The organism is Jannaschia sp. W003, from assembly GCF_025144335.1.
Lineage (GTDB): Bacteria > Pseudomonadota > Alphaproteobacteria > Rhodobacterales > Rhodobacteraceae > Jannaschia.
The window spans coordinates 740,823-761,142 of record NZ_CP083539.1; the positions used below are offsets into that span (position 1 = coordinate 740,823).

Consider the following 20,320-nt stretch of genomic DNA (forward strand, 5'->3'; position numbering starts at 1 on the left):
GGCGTCAGGCGAGCCAGTTGCCGCCGTCGACGCCGAACGTCTGGCCGACCACGTAGTCGGATTCCGGGGAGGCGAGGAACACGGCCATGCCCGTGAGGTCGTCGGCCGTCCCCATGCGCCCGAAGGGCACGGCGGCGGCCACCTCGCGCTTCTTCTGGCCGGGCGCCTTGCCTTCGTGCCTGGCGAACAGCGCGTCCACCCCGTCCCAGTGCTCGCCCTCGACCACGCCGGGCGCGATGGCGTTCACGTTGATGCCGTGGGCGATGAGGTTCAGGCCTGCCGACTGCGTGAGCGAGATCACGGCGGCCTTCGTGGCGCAGTAGACGGCGACGAGGCTCTCGCCCCGGCGCCCCGCCTGGGAGGCCATGTTGATGATCTTGCCGCCCCGGCCGCGCGCGATCATGCCCTTCGCGGCCGCCTGCAGGGTGAAGAGCGTGCCGGCGACGTTCACCGCGAACAGGCGGTCGTAGCTCGCCCGCGTGATGTCCACGATGGGGGCCGCGTCGAAGAGGGCCGCGTTGTTGACCAGGATGTCGGGCTCCGCCTCGGCCACGGCGCTCTCGATGCTCGCCTGGTCGGTGACGTCCATCCGCACGGCGCAGGCGCCGCCGCCGATGCCCCGCGCCGCCGAGGCGGCGCGGTCCGTGTCGATGTCGCCCAGGACCACGCGGGCCCCTTCGCGGGCGTAGGCCTCGCAGAAGGCCAGGCCGATGCCGCGCGCGGCCCCGGTGACCAGCGCGGTGCGGCCTTCGAGTCTCATGCGATCCGCAGGCCCTGCGCGTCGAAGCGGTGGATCTTGTCGGCCTCGGGCGTGAGGTAGACGGTGTCGCCGTGGTGCAGGTCGACCTCGCCGCCGGCGCGCACCGTAATCGTCTCGGCCAGCCCGGTGTCGTGGATGTGGAGGAACGTGTCGGAGCCGAGGTGCTCGGACAGGCCGATGCGGCCCTTCCACTTCCCTTCGGTGGGCGAGGGGATCAGGTGCTCGGGGCGCACGCCGATGGTGTGGGCGCCGTACTCCGCGGCGGCCGGACCCTCGAAGAGGTTCATGGCCGGCGAGCCGATGAAGCCCGCCACGAAGAGGTTGCGCGGCGCGCGGTAGAGCTCGAGCGGCGAGCCCACCTGCTCGATGTGCCCGGCGCGCAGCACCACGATCTTGTCGGCCATGGTCATGGCCTCGACCTGGTCGTGGGTCACGTAGATCATCGTGGTGGCGAGATCCTTGTGCAGCTCGCCGATCTCCACGCGCATCCCGTGGCGCAGGGCGGCATCCAGGTTCGACAGCGGCTCGTCGAACAGGAAGGCCGCGGGCTCGCGCACGATGGCGCGGCCGATGGCGACGCGCTGGCGCTGGCCGCCCGAGAGCTGGCCCGGCCGGCGGTCGAGGTAGTCGGCGAGGTTCAGGATCTTGGCGGCGTGGGCCACGCGGCGGTCCTGCTCGGCCTGCTCCATCTTGGCCATGCGCAGCGGGAACGCGATGTTCTTGCGCACGGTCATGTGGGGGTAGAGCGCGTAGCTCTGGAACACCATCGCGAGGCTGCGCTTGGCGGGGGGACGGTTGGTGGCGTCCTCGCCGTCGATCTCGATGACGCCGGATGTGACGTCCTCGAGGCCGGCGATGAGGCGGAGCAGCGTGGACTTGCCGCAGCCCGAGGGGCCGACGAAGACCACGAACTCGCCGTCGTTGATCTCGAGGTCGAGGGGCGGGATGACCTCGACGTCGCCGAAGGCCTTGCGGACCTCCTTGAGTTGGATGCGACCCATCTGTTGGTCTCCTTACTTGACGGCGCCGAAGGTGAGGCCGCGCACGAGTTGCTTCTGGCTGAACCAGCCGAGGATCAGGATCGGCGCGATGGCCATGGTGGACGCGGCGGAGAGCTTGGCGAAGAACAGGCCCTCGGGGCTGGAGTAGCTGGCGATGAAGGCGGTGAGCGGCGCGGCCGTGGCCGCGGTGAGGTTGAGGGTCCAGAACGCCTCGTTCCACGCCAGGATGAAGTTGAGCAGCAGCGTCGAGGCGATGCCGGGCACGGCCATGGGGGCGAGCACGGAGGTGATCTCCTGCCAGAGGGCGGCGCCGTCCATGCGCGCGGCCTCCAGGATCTCGCCGGGGATCTCGCGGAAGTAGGTGTAGAGCATCCAGACGATGATCGGCAGGTTGATCAGCATCAGGACGACCACGAGGCCGATGCGGGTGTCGAGGATCCCCAGCTCGATGAAGATCAGGTAGATCGGGTAGAGCACGCCGACCGCCGGGAGCATCTTGGTGGAGAGCATCCACAGCAGGATGTCCTTGGTCCGCGCCGAGGGCACGAAGGCCATGGACCAGGCGGCGGGCACGGCGACGATGATGCCGAGGATCGTGGAGCCGCCGGCGATGATCACCGAGTTCCACAGGAAGCGCATGTAGTTCGAGCGCTCCTGCACCACGCCGTAGTTCTCGGTGGTCCAGTCGAAGAACAGGAACGAGGGGGGCGAGGCGATGGCCTCGGCCTCGGTCTTGAACGAGGTGAGGATGGTCCAGAGGATCGGGAAGAAGAGCAGGAGCCCGATCGTCCAGGCGGCTGCGGTGGAGAATGCCTTGCGGCGGGGTGTGACGGCGCGGGCCATGTTCGTCCCTCCTCAGGCGTCGAGGTTCTTGCCGACGATCCGCATCAGGAAGATCGCGACGATGTTGGCGAGGATGACGGCGTAGATGCCGCCGGCGGAGCCGAGCCCGACGTTCTGGCTCTCGAGAACGCGCTGGAACACGAGGTAGGCCAGGGTGCGGGTGCCGAACGAGCCTTGGGTGGTCACGAAGATCTCGGCGAAGATCGAGAGCAGGAAGATGGTCTGGATCAGCACCACGATCGTGATGGCGCGGCCGAGGTGGGGCAGGATGAGGAACCAGAAGCGCTTGAGCGGCGGGGCGCCGTCGATCTCGGCGGCCTCGAGCTGCTCGCTGTCCAGCGACTGGATCGCGGTGAGGAGGATGAGCGTCGCGAAGGGCAGCCACTGCCAGGCGACGATGATGATGATCGACAGGAGCGGCGTCTCGACCAGCCAGTCGTGTGGCGAGGCCCCGAAGAAGCGGAACACGTGACTGAACACCCCGTTCACGGGGTCCATCATCATGTTCTTCCACACCAGCGCGGAGACGGTGGGCATCACGAAGAAGGGCGAGATCACGAGGATGCGGACGATACCCTGTCCCCAGATCGGCTCGTTCAGGAGCATCGCGAGCAGGATGCCGAGGGTGACGGTGATGACGAGCACCGAGCCCACGAGCACGAGCGTGGTGATCACGGACTCGACGAAGGCCGAGGAGTTCCAGAAGCGCACGTAGTTGTCGAAGCCGATCCAGGGCTCGAACACGCCCCGCAGCGGCCGGTAGTCCGCGAACGAGAAGTAGAGCGTGAGGATCAGCGGGACGAGCATCCAGCCGAGCAGCAGGGTGACGGCCGGCGCCATCATGATGCGGGCGGCGGATCGGGAATGCTGTGTAGCCATGTCGGGGTTCGCCTCTGGGATTGGCGGGTCCGCGTGCGGCCGGACGGTGGCGCGGGGACCGGAGGGGGAAGGGCGCGCGGGGCGCCCCTCCCGGGTGTCGAGGGAAGCGAGGGCTCAGCGGTAGCCCGCGGCCTCCATCTCCTCGTTCACCATTTCTTGAACCTTCGCGAGAGTCTCGTCAACGGACTGCTGACCCGCGAGCATGGCCGAGAACTCTTGGCCGGCGGTGGTGCCGATGCCCTGCCACTCGGGGATGGCGACGTACTGGATGCCCACGTAGGGCACGTCGTCCACGGTGGGGTTGCCCGGGTCCGCGATGTTGATCGACTCGAGGGTCATCTCGGCGAACGGCACCTTCTGGTACTCGGGGTTCTCGTAGAGCGAGGTGCGGGCACCCGGCGGCACGTTGGCCCAGCCCTCCTTCTCGGCGACCATCTCGATGTAGTCCTTCGAGGTGGCCCAGGCGATGAACTTCTTGGCCGCGTCGGGCGAGTCCGAGCCGGCGGGGATGCCGAGGGCCCAGGCCCAGAGCCAGTTGGCGTTCTTGCCCTTGCCGGTGTTCGGCGCGAGCGCGAAGCCGACCTTGTCGGCCACGGTCGAGTCGTCCGGGTTGGTCACGAAGGACGCCGCCACGGTGGCGTCGATCCACATGCCGCACTTGCCCTGCTGGAACAGGTTCAGGTTCTCGTTGAAGCCGTTGGTCGCGGCGCCCGGAGGGCCGGCATCGGTCATCAGGTCGTTGTAGAAGGTGACGGCCTCCTTCCACTCGGGGCTGTCGAGCTGGGCGTTCCAGTCCTCGTCGAACCAGCGCGCGCCGAACGAGTTGGCGACCGTGGTGATGAACGCCATGTTCTCGCCCCAGCCGGCCTTGCCGCGCAGGCAGATGCCGTACTGCTCGGCGTCCTTGTCGGTCAGCTGGCGGGCGGCGTCGGCGATGAACTCCCAGGTGGGCTGCTTCGGCATCTCGATGCCGGCCTCCTCGAAGAGGTCGGTGCGGTACATCACCATCGACGACTCGCCGTAGAACGGCGCGGCGTAGAGCGTGTCCTCGTAGGAGAGGCCGGCACGCATGGCGGGCAGGATGTCGCCCGCGTCGTACTCCTCGCCGAGGTCGTCGAGCGGCACGAGCCAGCCCTGGGCGGCCCAGATCGGGGTCTCGTACATGCCGATCGTCATCACGTCGAACTGGCCGCCGTTGGTGGCGATGTCTTGGGTGACGCGCTGGCGCAGCACGTTCTCCTCGAGGGTGACCCACTCGAGCGTGATGTCGGGGTTCTCGGCGGTGAAGTCGTCGGTCAGGCCCTGCATGCGGACCATGTCGCCGTTGTTCACGGTGGCGATCGTGAGGGTCGTGGCGTGGGCGTCGGCGTGGGCCGAGCCGGCGACGAGCGTGAGCGCCGTCGCTCCATAGAGCGCGTGCTTGAGTTTCATGGGTGTCCTCCCTGGACGGTCTAGTCGTGACGTGTGCGCATACCCAAATCACGCCCGGCGCATGGCTGTCAACGCAAAATGTTTACCCGCGGCAAGTTCTGAGGGGAACCAATTCCCCGCAAGCGCGTTCAAGCGGATGCGCGCATGATGAGCCGGCCGGGATAGGACACCTCGGCGCGCTCGCCGGGGGCGCCGCCGCTCTCGACCGCCTCCACCAGCGCCTCCACGCTGCGCTTCGCGATCGCGGTGTAATCCTGCGCCACCGTGGTCAGCGAGGGCGTGGTGAAGCGCGCGAAGGGGTGGTCGTCGTGGCCCGCCACGCGCAGCGCCGCGCCCGACCCGCGCCCCACCCGGCGCCCCTTCTCGTAGGCCGCCGCCAGGAGGCCGATGGCGAGGCGGTCGTTGGAGCACAGCACGGTGTCGGTCTCGAATCGCCGCTCCTCGAAGGCGCGCAGGCCGCCCGAGTAGCCGATCTCCTCGAATCCCCACCCCGAGCCCTCCACGCGCACTACCCGCGGCTCGTGCCCGAGCCGCGTCATGGCCTCCTCGTAGGCCGTGCGGCGCTTGCGGGCGTTGGGGTTCACGGGGGGCATCTCGAAGAAGCAGGGCGGCGAGCCCGTGCGGCACAAATAGTCAACCATGAGTGGAACGGACTGGAAGTTGTCGGACCCCACGAAGGTCGCCCCGAGGCCCTCGATGTTGGCGTCGAACAGCACCGTGGGAACCTCGCGGCAGAAGCGCTCCACCGCGTCCCGGTCCGAGGTCCGCCCCAAGGGCGCGAGCAGCACGCCCGCGGGCTTGAGCGAGCGGAGGTTGTCGAAGATCTCGGCCTCGATCGCCGGGTCGCCGTGGGCGCTGAACAGCAGCGGCGAGAACCCCGCCTCGATCACCCGCGCCTCGATGTTGCGCGCCAGCTCCGCGAAGAACGGATCGGCCAGGAACGGCACCGCGATGCCCACGATCTTGGTGAGCCGCCGGTTCTGGTTCATCGCGTAGACGTTGGGGCGGAAGTCGTAGCGCTCCAGCGCGGACTCGATCCGCGCGCGCGTGGAGTCCCGCACGCTGGTGGGGTCGTGGAAGTACTTCGACACGGTCGGGCGGGACACCCCGCTGAGCCGGGCAAAGGTCTCCATGTTGGGGACTTTCTCCGGCGTCATGGGTGCTCCCTGCGCGGGGCGCTGGCCCCGTTTCCGTACGCGCGGCACGCAACAAGGTGACGCGCGCAAATTTCGAAATTGACCTTAGGAAGGATCGGATCGCTGCGTCAAGCGTGGCGGGGGGCGCGGCCGGTGGCCCCGCCCGAGGGCGCCGTCCCGGGGCGTCAGGCGGCGCGCAGGCCCAGGATCGCGCGCGCCTCGGCGGGGGTCGCGATGGGCCGGCCATGGCGCGCGGCGGTCTCGGCGGCGCGCCGGACCAGCGCCGCGTTCGAGGGCGCGAGGCGTTCGCGGTCCAGCCGAACGTTGTCCTCGAGCCCGGTGCGAACGTGGCCACCCTCGGCCGCCGCCCAGTCGCCGACCTCGGCCTGGTGGCGCCCCACGCCGGCCGCGCACCAGGGCGCGTCCGCACCGAACAGGTGCCGGTGCGCCGAGAGCATGGCGTCGAAGGCGTGGCGCGCGGCCGGAAGTGCGTTGCGCACGCCCAACACGAACTGGCAGTAGGGCGGCCGCGCCGGGTCCGAGGCGCCGGGCGCGGTGGGCAGGCGCCCCGCGCGCCAGAGGGCGTGGGCCTGCCAGAGGTGGCTGAGGTCGAAGCACTCGATCTCCGGGACGACGTCGTGGGCCGTCATCTCGGTAGCCAACCAGTCCACCAGGTCGGGCGGGTTCTCGTAGACGCGGGTGGGGAAGTTGTTCGACCCCACCGAAAGCGAGCACATGTCGGGGCGCAGCGGGATCATGCCGCCCCGCTCGCGCCCCGCACCCGAGCGACCGCCCGTGCTCAGCTGCACGATCATGCCGGGGCAGGCGCGCTCGATGCCCTCCTTGAGCCGGGCGAAGCGCTCGGGGTCGGAGGTGGGCGTGCCGTCGTCCTCGCGCACGTGGCAGTGGGCGATGCTGGCGCCCGCCTCGAAGGCCTCCCTGGTGCTCTCGATCTGCTCGGCCACCGTGATCGGCACGGCGGGGTTGTCGCGCTTCTGCGGCACCGAGCCGGTGATCGCGACGCAGAGGATCACGGGACCGTGCGGGTGGGACATGGGGATTCCGGTGCGGCGGGGAGTGCGGCGAGGATCGGCGGGCGGGCGGGCGGAGTCAACGCCGCCCGCCCGCCGCCGTCACGCGTCCTCGGGCAGCCCGGCCAGCACCTTGTCGAGCATCGCGGGAAGGTCGCGGACGCGCACGCCGGTTGCCGAATAGATGGCGTTCACCACCGCGGCGGCCGAGCCGCAGATGCCCAGCTCGCCGATGCCCTTGGCCTGCATCGGGTTGGCCCAGGGGTCGCGCTCCTCCAGGAGGTTCACGGTCATCTGCGGCACGTCGAGGTTCACCGGCAGGTGGTACTCGGCGAGGTCGCGGTTGACGACGTGCCCGTCGCGGGGGTCGTGGATCAGCTCCTCGGTCAGCGCCATGCCGATGCCGAAGGTCATGCCGCCCAGGCACTGCGATCGCGCGGTCTTGGGGTTCAGGATGCGCCCTGCGGCGAAGCTGCCGTGCATCCGGCGCACGCGGGTCTCGCCGGTCACGGCGTTCACGCCCACCTCGCAGAAGTAGGCGCCCCAGGTGGCCTGGCGCACGGCGTCGCCGGTCTCGCCCGGCTCGATGTGGCCCTCGCCGGCCACGGGGCCGTCCATGATCTCGGCCAGCGCCACGGCGCGGTTGCCGGCGACCGCGCGCCCGTCCTTGAGGGTCAGCTCCTCCTCGGTGCAGTCCATCTTGGCGGCCAGCAGCGTGCGCAGGTCGCGGCAGGCGAGGTAGACCGAGGAGCCGGAGGACGACGCGCCCCACGATCCGCCCGATCCGGGGCCCTGCGGGAACTCCGAATCGCCCAGCCGAGTCTCGACGTTGCGGGGGTCGAGGCCCAGCATCTCGGCGGCAAGCTGGGTCAGGATGGCGTAGGTTCCGGTGCCGATGTCGGTCATGTCGGTCTCGACCACGGCGCGCCCCTCGGGGTGGAGCGTCACGCGGGCCTTCGCCTCGCCGATCATGTTGACGCGCACGGCGGAGGCCATGCCCTGGCCGATGAGCCACTCGCCCTCGCGGCGCGAGGCGGGCGCGGGCATCGAGGCGTCCCAGCCGAAGCTTTTCGCCCCATCGTCGAGGGCCTCGCGCAGCATGTTCGACGAGAAGGGGATGCCCTGCGAGGGGTCCTCGGCGGGCACGTTGCGGCGGCGCAGCTCGACCGCGTCGACGCCGGCGGCCACGGCCAGCTCGTCCATCGCGATCTCGAAGGCGGCCACGCCCACGGCCTCCCCCGGCGCGCGCACCGAGCCCGCGCAGGTGCGGCTGATGCGGGCGATGTGATGGCCGATCACGCGGTTGGCGCCTTGGTACGTAAATGCCGTCGCCTGCGTCACCGGCTCCGAGAAGCTCTCGTCAGGCAGGTTGCTGACCCAGGCCTCGTGGCCCACGCCCGAGAGGCGCCCCTCGGCGTCGGCGGCGAGGCGGATGCGCTGGCGGGTCTCGGAGCGGCGCATGGTCGCCTCGAACACCTGCTGGCGGGTCAGCGCCACGGCCACCGGGGCGCCCAGCTCGCGCGCTGCCACGGCCGCGCCGATGGCGTCGGGGGCGATGCCGAGCTTCGAGCCGAAGCCGCCGCCGACGTAAGGCGACAGGATGCGCACGTTGGCCGGGTCGATGCCCACCGCGTCGGCGATCTCGTTGCGGTTGTAGTTCAGCATCTGGCAGGCGGCGCGGATCGTCAGTCGGTCGCCGTCCCACTGGGCGATGGTGGCGTGCGGCTCCATGGCCGCGGAGTTGTGGCCGGGGGTGGTGAACGCGGCGTCCACGGTGTGGGCCGCCGACGCCATGGCCGCCTCCAGGTCGCCCTGGCTGGACTGCTTGGCGTCGGGGGTCTCGTAGCTCTCGGGATGGACAGGGGCGCGGTCGGCGTCCTCGATCCGCAGGCGCACGGCGGCGGCCGCGGCACGGGCGGCCTCGAAGGTCTCGGCCACGGCGAGGGCGACGGGCTGGCCCACGTAGTAAACATCGCGGTCGGGCTGAACCGGGGCCTCGTCGGCGGTACCCTGGCAGGGATTGCGCGCGAGGCGCCCGCCCAGGAACACGCCGCGCACGCCTGCCATGGCGCGGGCCTCGGCGTCGTCCATGTCGGCCACGCGGCCGATGCGGTCCGCGCGCACGAAGTAGCCGTGGAGCATGCCCTCGGGCTGGACCTCGTGGGCGTAAGGCGCCTTGCCGGAGACCTTCAGCGGTCCGTCGGGGCGGTCCATGGGCGTGCCGAGCACGCCCTGCGCCATGTCGTCGAGGCGGTTCGCGCGGTCGGGCGCGTCCATCTTGTGGTGCACGGTCATTGCGTGAGCTCCCGGAGGACGGCGCGCAGGGTGCGCCGGAAGAGGGGGATCTTGAAGTCGTTGCCGCCCTGCCCGCGGGCGTCGCGCAGGAGGAGGTCGGCGGCGGCGTCGAAGGTCTCGGAGGTCGGCTCGCGGCCGGCGAGCATCGCCTCGACCTCCGGATCGCGCCACGGCTTGTGTGCCACGCCCCCGAAGGCCAGCGCGGCTTGGGCGATGCGTCCGTCCTTCACGGCGACGATGCCCGCCACGGAGACCAGCGCGAAGGCGTAGGAGGCGCGGTCGCGCACCTTGCGGTAGGTCTGCCGACCCGGCGGGGGCGGGGGCAGCGTCACGGCGACGATCAGCTCGCCCTCGCGCAGCTCGGTCTCCACGTGGGGCGTGTCGCCCGGCAGGCGGTGGAAGTCGCGGATCGGAATCGTGCGTGTGCCGCCGGGGCCCTCCACCTCGACGGAGGCGTCCAGCGCCTGCATGGCCACGGCCATGTCCGAGGGGTGCGTGGCGATGCAGTGCTCCGAGGCCCCGAGGATGGCGTGGAGCCGCGTGGCGCCCCCGATCGCGGCGCAGCCCGAGCCGGGCTCGCGCTTGTTGCAGGGCGAGGCGACGTCCTGGAAGTAGTAGCAGCGCGTGCGCTGGAGCAGGTTGCCCCCGGTGGTGGCCATGTTGCGGAGCTGGCCACTCGCGCCCGCCAGCAGGGCACGCGCCAGCACGGGGTAGTCGCGCCGCACGCGGGCGTCGGCGGCGAGGTCGCTGTTGGGGACCAGCGCGCCGATGCGCAGGCCGCCCCGGTGATCCTCGATGCCCCGCAGGTCGAGGCGGGTGACGTCGACCAGCCGCTCCGGCGTCTCGACGCCCAGCTTCATCAGGTCCAGCAGGTTGGTGCCCCCGGCGATGAACCGGGTCTTGCCGACGGCCTCGGCGACGGTGCCGGCGCGCTCGTACGCGAAGGTCCTCATTCCGCGGCCTCCTTCGCGCCGGCCACGTCGCGGATGGCGTCGACGATGTTGGGGTAGGCGGCGCAGCGGCAGAGGTTGCCGGACATGCGCTCGCCGATCTCCTCCGTCGTGAGCGCAGCGCCGCCCTCCAGGTCCTCGGTGACCACCGAGGGCCAGCCCGCGCGCACCTCGTCCAGCATCGCCGTAGCCGAGCAGATCTGCCCCGGCGTGCAGTAGCCGCACTGGTAGCCGTCGTGGCGCACGAAGGCATCCTGCAGGGGCGACAGGCGGCCCGGCTCGCCCAATCCTTCGACGGTGGTGATCTCGACCCCGTCCATCATGCAGACGAGGCTGAGGCAGGCGTTGATGCGCCGCCCGTCCGCGATCACCGTGCAGGCCCCGCACTGGCCGTGGTCGCAGCCCTTCTTGGACCCGGTCAGCCCGAGGTGGTTGCGCAAGGCATCGAGCAGCGTGGTACGCGGATCGGCGCGGAGCCGGTGCTCCTGGCCGTTGATGGTGAGGGTGGTCTCGATCATATGGGCGTCCTCCGAGGTCGCGGTCCCCAGGGGACGTAGCGGCGGGCGGGCGGACGGAAAGGCCCGCTGCCGCGACGGCGGGGTCTTGCGCGCGCCGCCCGGGCCGGGGCACACCGCCGGGGCGCGGGCCCATAGCTCAACTGGATAGAGCAGCCGACTTCTAATCGGCAGGTTGAGGGTTCGAGTCCTTCTGGGCCCGCCAGCTCCCGAATGCCGTCAGAGCGCCGCCCGCACCGCGGCGCGCCAGTCCGCGCGGGCGAAGAGGGCAGGGTCCATCCCCGGCACGGCGGCGAGCGCGGCGACGGGGTCGGGGGCTGCGACCACCGCGCGCAACGCGTCCGCCATCGGATCGCTCAGGGCGTCGGTGGCCATGTGGCGGATCCACAGGGCGCAGGCCTCGGCGAAGGTCGCCCCGTCGCCTCCGGCCTCCAGTGTCTCCCGCGCCGGCTCGAAGATGCGCTGGGGCAACTTCTGGCTGCCGTCGGCGGCGATCTGGGCGCAGCGGTGGGCGATGGCCGGGTTGCGGAACCGCTCCAGGAGGGCGCGGGCGTAGGCGTCCGTGTCCAGCCCCGCGGGCAGGGTGCGCGCCGCAGCCGCCATGTGCCGCTCCACCAGAGCGGCGAGGGGCGAGGCCATCACGTCGCGCACGCACTCGTGTCCCGCATCGAGTCCCGCATAGGCGACGAGCGAATGCGCCCCGTTGAGCATCCGCAGCTTCATGGCCTCGAAGGGCGCCACGTCGGCGACCAGCTCGGCGCCCGCCCGCTCCCACGGGGGGCGGGGGCCTCCGAACCGGTCCTCGATCACCCACTGGCGGAACGGCTCGGTCTCGGTGGCGAGCGGGTCGGGGCGGCCCAGGGACTCAGCCGCCAGCGCGCGGGCGTCGTCGCCGGCGGCGGGGGTGATGCGGTCCACCATGGAGGAGGGGAAGGTGAACGTCTCCGCGATCCACCCCGCGAGGCTTGGGTCGAGGCGGCGCGCGTGGTCGTCCACCGCGCGGGCGAGCAGGGCGCCGTTGGCGTGGAGGTTGTCGCAGCTCAGCAGCGTCAGCCCCGGCAGGCCGGTGGCGCGGCGCAGGCGGGCGGCCTCGACGACGAGGCCGGTGACGCCCTCGGGCGCCCGCGGGGCGGCGAGGTCGGCGGCGACGCGGGGGGCCTCCGCGTCCAGCCCGCCCGTGACGCGGTCGATGCCGTAGCCCTTCTCGGTCACGGTCAGGGTCACGACGTGGGTGCCCGCATCGGCCATCAGCGCGGCCACCTCGGCGCCGCGCCCCGGCAGGGCGTGGACGCAGGAAACGGCGTCGATGCGCTGCACCTCCGGACCGCCCGGCGCGCGGATCACCAGCCCGTAGGCAAGGCCCGCCGCCGCATGGGCCGCCGCGGGCTTCGGATCGCGCATGGCGACCGCCTCGACGTGCCAGCCTTCGCCCGCCTCCTGGGTGTAGGCCGCCTGATGCGCCCGGTGGAAGGCGCCGAAGCCCAGGTGGACGACCCTCACCGCAGCGCCGCCATCACGCCGCGCAGCTCCGCCAGCCCACGCAGGCGGCCCACGGCCGGGTAGCCCGGCGCGCTGCGGGCGCCGTGGTCGGTGAGCAGGCGCTGCCCGTGGTCGGGCCGCATATGGATCGCGCCCCCGTGCCCGCCCGCGGCGCGGCGCCCCTCCTCGGCCAGCAGCGCGCGCACCACGGCCACCATGTCGGTGGAGCCGCCGAGGTGGTCGTCCTCGAAGAACGAGCCGGGCACGGTGTCGTCCTCGCGCCGCACGTTGCGCAGGTGGGCGAAGCGGACGTGGGGCCCGAGGCGGGTGGCCATGCCCGGCAGGTCCACGTCGCCCCGCGCGCCCAGCGAGCCGGTGCAGAAGGTGATGCCGTTGCTGGGCGACGGATGGGCGGCGACGAGGGCGCGGTAGTCCTCCTCGGTGGACAGGATGCGCGGCAGGCCGAAGAGCGGCCAGGGCGGGTCGTCGGGATGGGCGCACAGCGCGATGCCGAGGCGCTCGGCCTCGGGCACCACCGCGTCGAGGAAGGCGCGGAGGTTTGCGCGCAAGGCGCCCGCGTCGATGCCCTCGTAGCGGGCGAGGGCGCCGCGGAAGGTCTCGGGCGTCCAGTGCTCCTCGGAGCCGGGCAGGCCGGCGAGGATGGTCTCGGTGAGGCGCGCGCGGTCCGCGTCCGTCCACCCGGCGGCGCGGCGGTCCGCCTCCTCGGCGACGGCGTCCGCGTAGTCGTCCGACGCGCGGCCGAGCACCTGCCGGTCCCAGGCGGCGAAGTCGGCGAGGTCGAAGCGCAGGGCGGTGGCGCCCGAGGGGCGGGGCCAGCCGAGGTCCGTCCGGGTCCAGTCCAGCACCGGCATGAAGTTGTAGCAGACCGTGCGGATGCCCTCGGCGGCGAGCGCGGCGAGCGAGCGGCGGTAGGCGTCGAGATGGGCCTCGCGCTCGGGCGCGGCGGTCTTGACCGCCTCGGAGACGGGCAGGCTCTCGACCACCTCCCAGCGCAGCCCCGCCTCCTCGATCATCCGGCGGCGGGCGGCGACCTCGCTCCGCTCCCACGGCTGGCCGGGGGCGACGTGGTGGAGGGCGGTGACGATGCCGGTGGCGCCGGTCTGGCGCACGTCCCCCAGGGTCACGGCATCGTTCGGGCCGAACCAGCGCCAGCATTCGATCACGGGCAGCCGCCCCGCCGCGCGGGGCCTCCGGGGCGTTCGGGCGTCATGGCTCGCGTCTCCTCGTGGCCGGCTTGCGGACCCTAGGGGCGGGGCGGAACGGCGGCAACGGCCCCCGGAGCGTCCGCGCCCTTGCGAAAGGACGCAGGCGGAGCGGCCCCCGCGCCCCCGGTCGCGCGATCGTGGCCGGCCGAGGACGTTCCCCCCCCTGCACCGGGGGGCGGAATGCGCTAGTCTGCCGAGAGGAATTCAAGGAACAGGAGAGCGATCATGCGCGATCATCCGAACCGGCGCGGCCTCCTGGGCGGCACCGCCGCGGCGGCGGCGGCGCTGCTCGGCGCGCCCGCGGCGCGGGCGGCCACGGGGACCGGCGACGGCTTCGCCTACGAGGTTCAGCGCGGCGAGGCCGAATGGCGGGCGCACCTCGGCGACGACGGCGTCTACCAGGTCCTGCGCGAGGGCGCGACCGAGCCACCCAACTCCTCGCCGCTGCGGAACATCATGCTGGACGGCGCCTACCACTGCCGCGGCTGCGACCTGCCGCTCTACGAGAGCCGCTGGAAGGCGCCCATCGACAAGGGCTGGGTGTTCTTCCGCCAGTCCATCCCGAATGCGTTGCTGATGTCGATCGACCCCTCGGGGCCGGGCGGCGCCGGCGCGCGGATCGCGGGCGACGTGCCCACGCCCGAGGAGCAGGCGCTGATCGACACGCTGTCGGCCACCGAAGTCCACTGCCGCCGCTGCGGCAGCCACATCGGCCACATCCTCACCGTGGGGCGTCCGATGCTCCACTGCGTGAACGGCGCGGCGATGCGCTTTGCGGCGGCGCAGGACTAGGCGCGCAGGCGGCCCGGAGGGCACCAGCGCGGCACCGCGGCCGGCCGTCCACGGCGAAGCGGGCCGGTCCCCACCGGAGCGGGCGAGGCCCGTGCCGGCAGCACGGCGTGCGGTCGCGGCGAGCGACCCGAAACGCGCGGAGGGTGGGGTGGTGGAGCCAAGGGGAGTCGAACCCCTGACCTCTTGCATGCCATGCAAGCGCTCTACCAACTGAGCTATGGCCCCAACGAGGCGCCGTCTAAGCGCCCGGCGGGCGGGGCGCAAGGGTGAAATCGGCCCCCGCGCCCCGCCCGGCTGAGTCAGTCGTCGTCGTCGGTCTCGGCGACGTCGCCGCCGATCTCGTCGAGGCTCACGGTGTCGCCCTCGTCGTCGTCGTCGAGCACATCGTCGTCGTCGTCCGCCGCGACATCGTCCTCCTCGAGCACGTCCTCGTCGTCGTCGAGCAGGAGATCGTCGCCCTCCTTCTCGTCCTTGGCGTCGGCGTCGGCCTTGTCGGCCACCAGCACGCGGGTCTTGGTGTTCGTCTCCACCGGCACGACGTCGCCCGTGTAGGGCGAGACGACCGGGTCGCGGTTGAGGTCGTAGAAGCGCTTTCCGGTGGTCGGGCAGACGCGCTTGACGCCCCATTCTTCCTTGGGCATGTCGGGTCTCCGGGCTGTTCGGGCCTTTGGGGAATGGGGTCGGATGCCACAGGGGCGCGGGGCTGGCAAGGCCCGCCGCCCCGGCGCGCGGAGGGTGCGGGATGGACGCGTTCGAGGTCGCCGGCACGCCGGTCCGGTTGCGCCGCTCGGCCCGCGCCCGGCGCATGACGCTGCGGGTGGGCCGCGTGGGCGGCGCCGTGACGCTGACCCTGCCGCCGCGCGCGGCCCTCGCCGACGCCCGCGCCTTCGCGGAAGGCCACGCCGCCTGGATCGCCCGCCACGTCGCCGCCGTGCCCGCCGCGCGCACCGTCGCGGTGGGGACCACGCTGCCCGTCGCGGGGCGCGAGGTGCCGGTGGTGGCCGGTGGGGGCCGCGCGGCACGCTGGACCGGCACGGCGATCGCGGTGCCAGACGACGGCCACGCGGGGCGCCGGGTGGCCACCTTGCTTAAGGAGATGGCCCGCACCCGGCTCGTGGCCGCCACCGAGACCCACGCCGAGGCGCTGGGCCGTCCCTTCGGGCGCATCACCTTGCGCGATACGCGCTCGCGCTGGGGCTCGTGCTCGGGGCGCGGCGACCTGATGTACTCGTGGCGCCTCGCCATGGCGCCTGAGGAGGTGCTGGACTACGTGGCCGCCCACGAGGTCGCGCACCTCGCCCACATGGACCACTCCGAGCGGTTCTGGGCCTGCGTGGCCCGCCTCATGCCCGACTACGCCCCCCGCCGCGCCTGGCTGCGCCGCGAGGGCGCGGCGCTCCACGCGGTGCGCTTCGCCTGAGCCCCCCCACGGGGGGCTTGATCCGGCGGGGGGGTGGGGGGACAGTCGCCCCCATGCTGCTCAACCCGCTTCCCGAGGGCGCTGGCGCCGCGCACGACCGGCTCTACCGCTCCCTGCGCTCGCGCATCATGCACGGCGAGCTTGCGCCCGGCGCCGCGATGACCCTGCGGGGTATTGGCCGCGACTACGGCGTGTCCATGACCCCCGTGCGCGAGGCCCTGCGCCGGCTCGTGGCCGAGGGCGCGCTGTCGCTGTCGGCCTCGGGGCGGGTCACCACGCCCGCGCTCTCCACGGAGCGCATCGAGGAGCTGGCCTCCTTGCGCGCCCTCCTCGAGCCGGAGCTGTCCGCCCGCGCCCTGCCGCGCGCGCACATGGCGCTGATCGAGCGGCTGGAGGCCACCAACGTCGCCATCGCCGAGCAGATCGCGAAGCACGACGCCTCGGGCTACATCCGCACCAACCTCGAGTTCCACCGCACGCTCTACCTGCGCGCCCAGGCCCCCGCGATGCTGGCCATGGCCGAGACGGTGTGGCTGCAGCTCGGCCCCACCATGCGCGCGCTCTACGGGCGGCTGCGGCGCACGGAGCTGCCCAAGAACCACCGTCTCATCGTGGCCGCCCTGCGCGCGGGCGACGAGCCGGGGCTGCGGCTGGCGGTGCGCGCCGACGTGACCCAGGGGCTGCGGCTCCTGCGGGGGTAGGGCGCCGTTGCGCCGCCCGCCCCTTGCCCCGGCGCGCCCGCGCGCGCAGGCGGGCCGGGAAGGGACAGGGTCATGACCACGAACATCCGCGCGCTCGTGCCGCTCCTGCTCGCCGCGGCGCTGCTGTTGGGGGGCAACGGGCTGCAGGGCACGCTGGTCGCCCTGCGCGCGGGCGAGGAGGGGTTCTCGACCCTCGCCGTGGGCCTGATCGGAGCGGCCTACTTCGCGGGCTTCCTCGGGGCCTGCTTCGCGGTGCCGCCGCTGATCCGCGCCGTGGGGCACGTGCGCGTCTTCGCGGCCCTCGCCTCGGTGGCGGGGGTGGGCACGCTGCTCCTGGTGCTGGCCGTGGACCCCTGGGTCTGGGCGGCCGTGCGCGCGGTGATGGGGTTCTGCTTCTCGGGCCTCTTCGTGGTGGTCGAGAGCTGGCTCAACGGCGCCGCGGGGCGGGGCGAGCGGGGGCGGGTGCTGTCGATCTACCGCATCGTGGACCTCTCGGCCGTGACCGGCGGCCAGTTCCTCCTGCCCGTCTTCGGCGTCGCGGGCTTCGAGATCTTCGCCGTCACCGCGATCCTCTTCGCGCTGTCTCTCCTGCCCGTGGCGCTGACGAACGCCTCGCGCCCCGTGCCGCCCGAGCGCTTCCGCTTCGAGCCGATGCTGCTGTGGCGCCTGTCGCCCGTGGCGGCCCTCGGCGCGCTGTCGATCGGGCTGACCACGTCCGCGTTCCGCCTGATCGGCCCGCTGTATGGGGTGGAGCTGGGCTTCGACACCGCGCAGGTGGCGCTGTTCATGAACGCGGGCATCGTCGGCGGCGCCGTGCTGCAACTGCCCCTCGGCACCCTGTCGGACCGGGTGGACCGGCGCTGGGCGTTGCTGATCGCCACCTCGGGCGCGGTGCTGGCGGGGCTGTGGCTGAACGCCGCCCACGCCCCCGCCGCCGTCTATGGCGGCGCCTTCGCCTTCGGGGCCTTCGCGCTTCCGCTCTACTCGCTGGCCGCAGCGCAGGCCAACGACCGGGCGGGCGCGGACGCGGACTTCGTGGGCATCTCCACGGGGCTGATCTTCGTCTATTCGGTGGGCGCCATCTTCGGCCCCCTCGGCGCGGCGGCGCTGGTCGAGGCCTTTGGCCCGCAGGCGCTGTTCGGCTACACCTCCGCGGTACACGGGGCGATGGCGGTGCTGACGGTGGCGCAGATGATCGCCCGCGCGCCGGTCCCGCGCGAGGGGCGCGGGCGGGTCGTGGGCCTCCTGCGGACGTCGACGGGCATCTTCTCGCTGGCCCAGCGGCGGCGGATGGGGGGAGGGCCCGAAAAAAACGGCCGGACCGAGGGCCCGGCCGAGTCCAACAGGGAGGTGCGGTCGTAGTCGCCGCGACCGCGCGGCTGCGACCACCCTAGCACGGACGGCCCGGTTCCCCTACGGCACCTTCGCGGCATTTCCCGTCGAAGCCGCTCCCCCGTGGCCGAAGCGTCACGCCACCAGCCGGTAGCCCCCGCTCTCGGTCACCAGCAGGCGCGCGTTCGACGGGTCGGGCTCGATCTTCTGGCGCAGGCGGTAGATGTGCGTCTCGAGCGTGTGGGTGGTGACGCCCGCGTTGTAGCCCCAGACCTCGTGCAGGAGCACGTCGCGCGGCACCGTGCCGTCCGAGGCGCGCAGGAGGAACTTGAGGATGTTCGTCTCCTTCTCGGTGAGGCGGATCTTGCGCTCGTCCTCGGTGATCAGGGTCTTGATCGAGGGCCGGAACGTGTAGGGCCCCACGGTGAACACCGCGTCCTCGGACTGCTCGTGCTGGCGCAGCTGAGCGCGGATGCGCGCGAGCAGCACCGGGAAGCGGAAGGGCTTGGCGATGTAGTCGTTCGCGCCCGCGTCGAGCCCGAGGATGGTGTCGCTGTCGCTGTCGTGCCCCGTCAGCATCACGATCGGGCACTTCACGCCCTGCTTGCGCATCAGGCGGCAGAGCTCGCGCCCGTCGGTGTCGGGCAGGCCGACGTCGAGCACCACGAGATCGTAGATCTGCTCCTTCACGCGGCTCATGCCGGCGGCGCCCGAGTCGCCCTCGAACACGTCGAACTCCTCGGTCATCATCAGCTGCTCGGCCAACGCGTCGCGCAGGTCGTCGTCGTCGTCGATCAGCAGGATCTTCTTGAGGTTGGCCATCGGGTTCCTCCTCTTCGCTGTGAAGGATGGCGTCGATACCCCTTCGATCAAAGGCGGAACGCGCGGCTTTCACGAAGGGTTCACGCCCTCGTGTCGCCAAGCGGCGCGATGTTTCATATGGAGGCCCCGCGGCCCCGTGGCGGGGCATCGGGAGCGGCGATTGTTTCACGAAGGCACCTCCCTCGGCCCCGACGGGGACGAGCTCGCGGCCCGCGCGCGGGCCGACCTGCGCATCGGCCTGCCCGTGGCCGCGGGTGGCGTGGTGCTGGGCGCAGCCGAGACGCTGGGGGCCGGGCGCCTCGCAGCGATGCGCGCGCTGGGGCCGCTGCGCATGGCGGTGACGGGGAGGCGGGCGGCGACGCTGAAGGTCGCGGCCTACGGCGGCGACCTCGCTCTTCTGGAGGTGCCCGAGGGTGCCGACGCCGCCTGGTTGCGCGCCGTGGCCGACCCGGCCGACGATCTGCGCGCGCCGCTCAAGGGTCCGCTGCGCGCGGATCGCGATGCGGACCCTGCGCCGTGGCGCACGGGGCTGACGCTGGCCAAGGCGGCGCAGCTGCTGCCGGCGGTGGTGGGCGTGCTCGCCCCGCCGCCCCCCGGCGTGACCGTGCTGGACGGCGCACCGACCCCCGGCGCCCCCGCCCCCGTGGCCGCCGCCCGCCTTCCCATGGCGCTGGCCGGGGCGGGCCGCCTCCACGTGTTCCGCGAGGGGCTGGGGGGCGAGGAGCACTACGCCGTCGAGGCGGGCACCGTGGACCGGAGCGCGCCCGTGCTGGTGCGGCTCCACTCCGCCTGCTTCACGGGCGACGTGCTGGGCTCGCTCAAGTGCGACTGCGGCCCCCAGCTCCACGCCGCCCTCGCGGCGATCCGGGAGGGGGGCGTGGTGCTCTACCTCAACCAGGAGGGGCGGGGGATCGGGCTGGCCAACAAGATGCGGGCCTACGACCTGCAGGACCAGGGCTTCGACACCGTGGAGGCCAACCACCGCCTGGGCTTCGAGGACGACGAGCGCGACTTCCGCCTCGGCGCGGCCCTGCTGGAGCGGCTCGGGATCCGGCGCATCCGGCTGATGACCAACAACCCTCGCAAGATCGAGATGATGCGCGCGCAAGGCGTCGAGGTGACGGAGCGGGTGCCGCTGCACGTCGGACGCGGCGCCGACAACGCGGCCTATCTCGATGTGAAGCGCGCCAAGTCGGGGCATCTGGAATGAGGGACGCGATGGTGCTCACGCCCGCCGGCCTGCGGTTCCAGGGCCGCGTGCTTCCCTGCGCGATCGGGCGGGGCGGCGTGGTGCGCGTTAAGCGCGAGGGCGACATGGGCACGCCCGCCGGCACACTGCGCGTCACCGGCCTCCTGTGGCGCCCCGACCGCATGGCCCGACCCGCGCTCTGGGCGCGGCCCATCGGTCCGCGCGACCTGTGGTGCGACGACCCCGCCCATCCGCTCTACAACCGCCCCGCCCGCGCGCCCCTCGCCGCCTCGGCCGAGCGCCTGCGCCGGGCCGACCCGCTCTACGACCTCGTACTGCTGACGGACTGGAATGCGGATGCCCTGCCGGGCCGCGGCAGCGCCATCTTCCTCCACCGCTGGCGCCGCCCCGGCCATCCCACCGAGGGCTGCATCGCCTTCGCGCCCGAAGACCTCCGATGGCTCGCCCGCCACGCCCCCCCGGGCACTCCGATCGTGGTGCCCGAAGCGCTGGCCTGA

Annotated in this window: 20 protein-coding genes and 2 tRNA genes; 7 read left to right on the forward strand and 15 right to left on the reverse strand. The window is 72.5% G+C overall.

Annotated features, from left to right (window positions below; genetic code table 11):
* Positions 1 to 4: 4 nt before the first annotated feature.
* The 10 genes from K3554_RS03470 to K3554_RS03515 form a co-directional block, all read right to left on the reverse strand.
* A complete protein-coding gene (locus K3554_RS03470; protein ID WP_259943605.1) occupies positions 5 to 760 on the reverse strand; it encodes an L-iditol 2-dehydrogenase in 756 nt (251 codons plus the stop codon).
* Positions 757 to 1,761 (reverse strand): ABC transporter ATP-binding protein, encoded by a 1,005-nt coding sequence (locus K3554_RS03475; protein WP_259943607.1) that lies wholly within the window; start codon positions 1,759 to 1,761, stop codon positions 757 to 759. The genes K3554_RS03470 and K3554_RS03475 overlap by 4 nt, the downstream gene beginning before the upstream one ends.
* Positions 1,762 to 1,773: 12 nt before the next feature.
* Positions 1,774 to 2,604, reverse strand: a complete 831-nt coding sequence (locus tag K3554_RS03480; protein WP_259943609.1) for a carbohydrate ABC transporter permease — start codon at positions 2,602 to 2,604, stop codon at positions 1,774 to 1,776.
* Positions 2,605 to 2,616: 12 nt separating this feature from the next.
* Entirely contained in the window at positions 2,617 to 3,483 is an 867-nt protein-coding gene (locus K3554_RS03485) for a carbohydrate ABC transporter permease (RefSeq protein ID WP_259943611.1), read from the reverse strand.
* Positions 3,484 to 3,597: 114 nt separating this feature from the next.
* Positions 3,598 to 4,914, reverse strand: a complete 1,317-nt coding sequence (locus K3554_RS03490; RefSeq protein WP_259943613.1) for a sugar ABC transporter substrate-binding protein — start codon at positions 4,912 to 4,914, stop codon at positions 3,598 to 3,600.
* Positions 4,915 to 5,042: 128 nt separating this feature from the next.
* A complete protein-coding gene (locus K3554_RS03495; protein WP_259943615.1) occupies positions 5,043 to 6,071 on the reverse strand; it encodes a LacI family DNA-binding transcriptional regulator in 1,029 nt (342 codons plus the stop codon).
* A gap of 164 nt (positions 6,072 to 6,235) precedes the next feature.
* On the reverse strand, positions 6,236 to 7,105 hold the full coding sequence (locus K3554_RS03500; RefSeq protein WP_259943617.1) for a 3-keto-5-aminohexanoate cleavage protein: 870 nt from the start codon (positions 7,103 to 7,105) through the stop codon (positions 6,236 to 6,238).
* 78 nt (positions 7,106 to 7,183) lie between these two features.
* The gene (locus K3554_RS03505; RefSeq protein WP_259943621.1) at positions 7,184 to 9,376 is read right to left on the reverse strand and encodes a xanthine dehydrogenase family protein molybdopterin-binding subunit; all 2,193 of its coding nucleotides are present in this window, start codon (positions 9,374 to 9,376) and stop codon (positions 7,184 to 7,186) included.
* The gene (locus K3554_RS03510; RefSeq protein WP_259943624.1) at positions 9,373 to 10,329 is read right to left on the reverse strand and encodes a xanthine dehydrogenase family protein subunit M; all 957 of its coding nucleotides are present in this window, start codon (positions 10,327 to 10,329) and stop codon (positions 9,373 to 9,375) included. The genes K3554_RS03505 and K3554_RS03510 overlap by 4 nt, the downstream gene beginning before the upstream one ends.
* Positions 10,326 to 10,844 carry a 2Fe-2S iron-sulfur cluster-binding protein gene (locus tag K3554_RS03515; protein ID WP_259943635.1) on the reverse strand — a complete coding sequence of 173 codons (519 nt, stop codon included), beginning with the start codon at positions 10,842 to 10,844 and terminating at the stop codon, positions 10,326 to 10,328. Before K3554_RS03515 ends, K3554_RS03510 begins: the two co-directional genes overlap by 4 nt.
* A gap of 125 nt (positions 10,845 to 10,969) precedes the next feature.
* On the opposite strand from K3554_RS03515, the gene K3554_RS03520 reads away from it, so the two are divergent.
* A tRNA-Arg gene (locus K3554_RS03520) sits at positions 10,970 to 11,046 on the forward strand.
* Positions 11,047 to 11,060: 14 nt separating this feature from the next.
* On the opposite strand, the gene K3554_RS03525 is transcribed toward K3554_RS03520, so the two are convergent.
* The gene (locus K3554_RS03525) at positions 11,061 to 12,341 is read right to left on the reverse strand and encodes a mannitol dehydrogenase family protein (RefSeq protein WP_259943637.1); all 1,281 of its coding nucleotides are present in this window, start codon (positions 12,339 to 12,341) and stop codon (positions 11,061 to 11,063) included.
* Entirely contained in the window at positions 12,338 to 13,504 is a 1,167-nt protein-coding gene (uxuA, locus tag K3554_RS03530) for a mannonate dehydratase (protein WP_259943638.1), read from the reverse strand. Before uxuA ends, K3554_RS03525 begins: the two co-directional genes overlap by 4 nt.
* A 267-nt stretch (positions 13,505 to 13,771) precedes the next feature.
* On the opposite strand from uxuA, the gene K3554_RS03535 reads away from it, so the two are divergent.
* Positions 13,772 to 14,338: a peptide-methionine (R)-S-oxide reductase gene (locus K3554_RS03535; RefSeq protein WP_259943644.1), complete on the forward strand. Its 567-nt coding sequence runs from the start codon at positions 13,772 to 13,774 to the stop codon at positions 14,336 to 14,338.
* Positions 14,339 to 14,487: 149 nt separating this feature from the next.
* Here K3554_RS03535 and K3554_RS03540 read toward each other — a convergent pair.
* Both K3554_RS03540 and K3554_RS03545 read right to left on the reverse strand, forming a co-directional pair.
* Positions 14,488 to 14,563 (reverse strand) — tRNA-Ala (locus K3554_RS03540).
* Between the two features lie 74 nt (positions 14,564 to 14,637).
* Positions 14,638 to 14,979: a TIGR02300 family protein gene (locus K3554_RS03545; RefSeq protein ID WP_259943646.1), complete on the reverse strand. Its 342-nt coding sequence runs from the start codon at positions 14,977 to 14,979 to the stop codon at positions 14,638 to 14,640.
* A 101-nt stretch (positions 14,980 to 15,080) separates the two neighbouring features.
* Here K3554_RS03545 and K3554_RS03550 point away from each other — a divergent pair, with 101 nt between their 5' ends.
* The 3 genes from K3554_RS03550 (at position 15,081) to K3554_RS03560 (ending at position 17,821) form a co-directional block, all read left to right on the forward strand.
* Positions 15,081 to 15,758 carry a M48 family metallopeptidase gene (locus tag K3554_RS03550; protein ID WP_259943649.1) on the forward strand — a complete coding sequence of 226 codons (678 nt, stop codon included), beginning with the start codon at positions 15,081 to 15,083 and terminating at the stop codon, positions 15,756 to 15,758.
* 53 nt (positions 15,759 to 15,811) lie between these two features.
* Positions 15,812 to 16,459: a GntR family transcriptional regulator gene (locus tag K3554_RS03555; RefSeq protein ID WP_259943652.1), complete on the forward strand. Its 648-nt coding sequence runs from the start codon at positions 15,812 to 15,814 to the stop codon at positions 16,457 to 16,459.
* A gap of 72 nt (positions 16,460 to 16,531) precedes the next feature.
* On the forward strand, positions 16,532 to 17,821 hold the full coding sequence (locus K3554_RS03560) for an MFS transporter (protein WP_259943654.1): 1,290 nt from the start codon (positions 16,532 to 16,534) through the stop codon (positions 17,819 to 17,821).
* A 105-nt stretch (positions 17,822 to 17,926) separates the two neighbouring features.
* On the opposite strand, the gene K3554_RS03565 is transcribed toward K3554_RS03560, so the two are convergent.
* Positions 17,927 to 18,613, reverse strand: coding sequence for a response regulator transcription factor (locus K3554_RS03565; RefSeq protein ID WP_259943658.1), 687 nt, complete (start codon positions 18,611 to 18,613; stop codon positions 17,927 to 17,929).
* Between the two features lie 160 nt (positions 18,614 to 18,773).
* Here K3554_RS03565 and ribA point away from each other — a divergent pair, with 160 nt between their 5' ends.
* Positions 18,774 to 19,823: a GTP cyclohydrolase II gene (gene ribA / locus K3554_RS03570; RefSeq protein WP_259943661.1), complete on the forward strand. Its 1,050-nt coding sequence runs from the start codon at positions 18,774 to 18,776 to the stop codon at positions 19,821 to 19,823.
* Entirely contained in the window at positions 19,820 to 20,320 is a 501-nt protein-coding gene (locus K3554_RS03575) for a L,D-transpeptidase (RefSeq protein WP_259943663.1), read from the forward strand. Before ribA ends, K3554_RS03575 begins: the two co-directional genes overlap by 4 nt.

What these genes read in the sequence shown, in the direction of transcription:
- K3554_RS03470 (WP_259943605.1), bottom strand. Translation starts at nt 760, where the DNA reads ATGAGACTCGAAGGCCGCACCGCGCTGGTCACCGGGGCCGCGCGCGGC.
- K3554_RS03560 (WP_259943654.1), top strand. Translation starts at nt 16,532, where the DNA reads ATGACCACGAACATCCGCGCGCTCGTGCCGCTCCTGCTCGCCGCGGCG.
- K3554_RS03505 (WP_259943621.1), bottom strand. Translation starts at nt 9,376, where the DNA reads ATGACCGTGCACCACAAGATGGACGCGCCCGACCGCGCGAACCGCCTC.
- K3554_RS03485 (WP_259943611.1), bottom strand. Translation starts at nt 3,483, where the DNA reads ATGGCTACACAGCATTCCCGATCCGCCGCCCGCATCATGATGGCGCCG.
- K3554_RS03555 (WP_259943652.1), top strand. Translation starts at nt 15,812, where the DNA reads ATGCTGCTCAACCCGCTTCCCGAGGGCGCTGGCGCCGCGCACGACCGG.
- K3554_RS03565 (WP_259943658.1), bottom strand. Translation starts at nt 18,613, where the DNA reads ATGGCCAACCTCAAGAAGATCCTGCTGATCGACGACGACGACGACCTG.
- K3554_RS03500 (WP_259943617.1), bottom strand. Translation starts at nt 7,105, where the DNA reads ATGTCCCACCCGCACGGTCCCGTGATCCTCTGCGTCGCGATCACCGGC.
- K3554_RS03535 (WP_259943644.1), top strand. Translation starts at nt 13,772, where the DNA reads ATGCGCGATCATCCGAACCGGCGCGGCCTCCTGGGCGGCACCGCCGCG.
- K3554_RS03575 (WP_259943663.1), top strand. Translation starts at nt 19,820, where the DNA reads ATGAGGGACGCGATGGTGCTCACGCCCGCCGGCCTGCGGTTCCAGGGC.
- K3554_RS03480 (WP_259943609.1), bottom strand. Translation starts at nt 2,604, where the DNA reads ATGGCCCGCGCCGTCACACCCCGCCGCAAGGCATTCTCCACCGCAGCC.
- K3554_RS03495 (WP_259943615.1), bottom strand. Translation starts at nt 6,071, where the DNA reads ATGACGCCGGAGAAAGTCCCCAACATGGAGACCTTTGCCCGGCTCAGC.
- K3554_RS03490 (WP_259943613.1), bottom strand. Translation starts at nt 4,914, where the DNA reads ATGAAACTCAAGCACGCGCTCTATGGAGCGACGGCGCTCACGCTCGTC.
- K3554_RS03475 (WP_259943607.1), bottom strand. Translation starts at nt 1,761, where the DNA reads ATGGGTCGCATCCAACTCAAGGAGGTCCGCAAGGCCTTCGGCGACGTC.
- K3554_RS03550 (WP_259943649.1), top strand. Translation starts at nt 15,081, where the DNA reads ATGGACGCGTTCGAGGTCGCCGGCACGCCGGTCCGGTTGCGCCGCTCG.
- K3554_RS03515 (WP_259943635.1), bottom strand. Translation starts at nt 10,844, where the DNA reads ATGATCGAGACCACCCTCACCATCAACGGCCAGGAGCACCGGCTCCGC.
- K3554_RS03545 (WP_259943646.1), bottom strand. Translation starts at nt 14,979, where the DNA reads ATGCCCAAGGAAGAATGGGGCGTCAAGCGCGTCTGCCCGACCACCGGA.
- K3554_RS03510 (WP_259943624.1), bottom strand. Translation starts at nt 10,329, where the DNA reads ATGAGGACCTTCGCGTACGAGCGCGCCGGCACCGTCGCCGAGGCCGTC.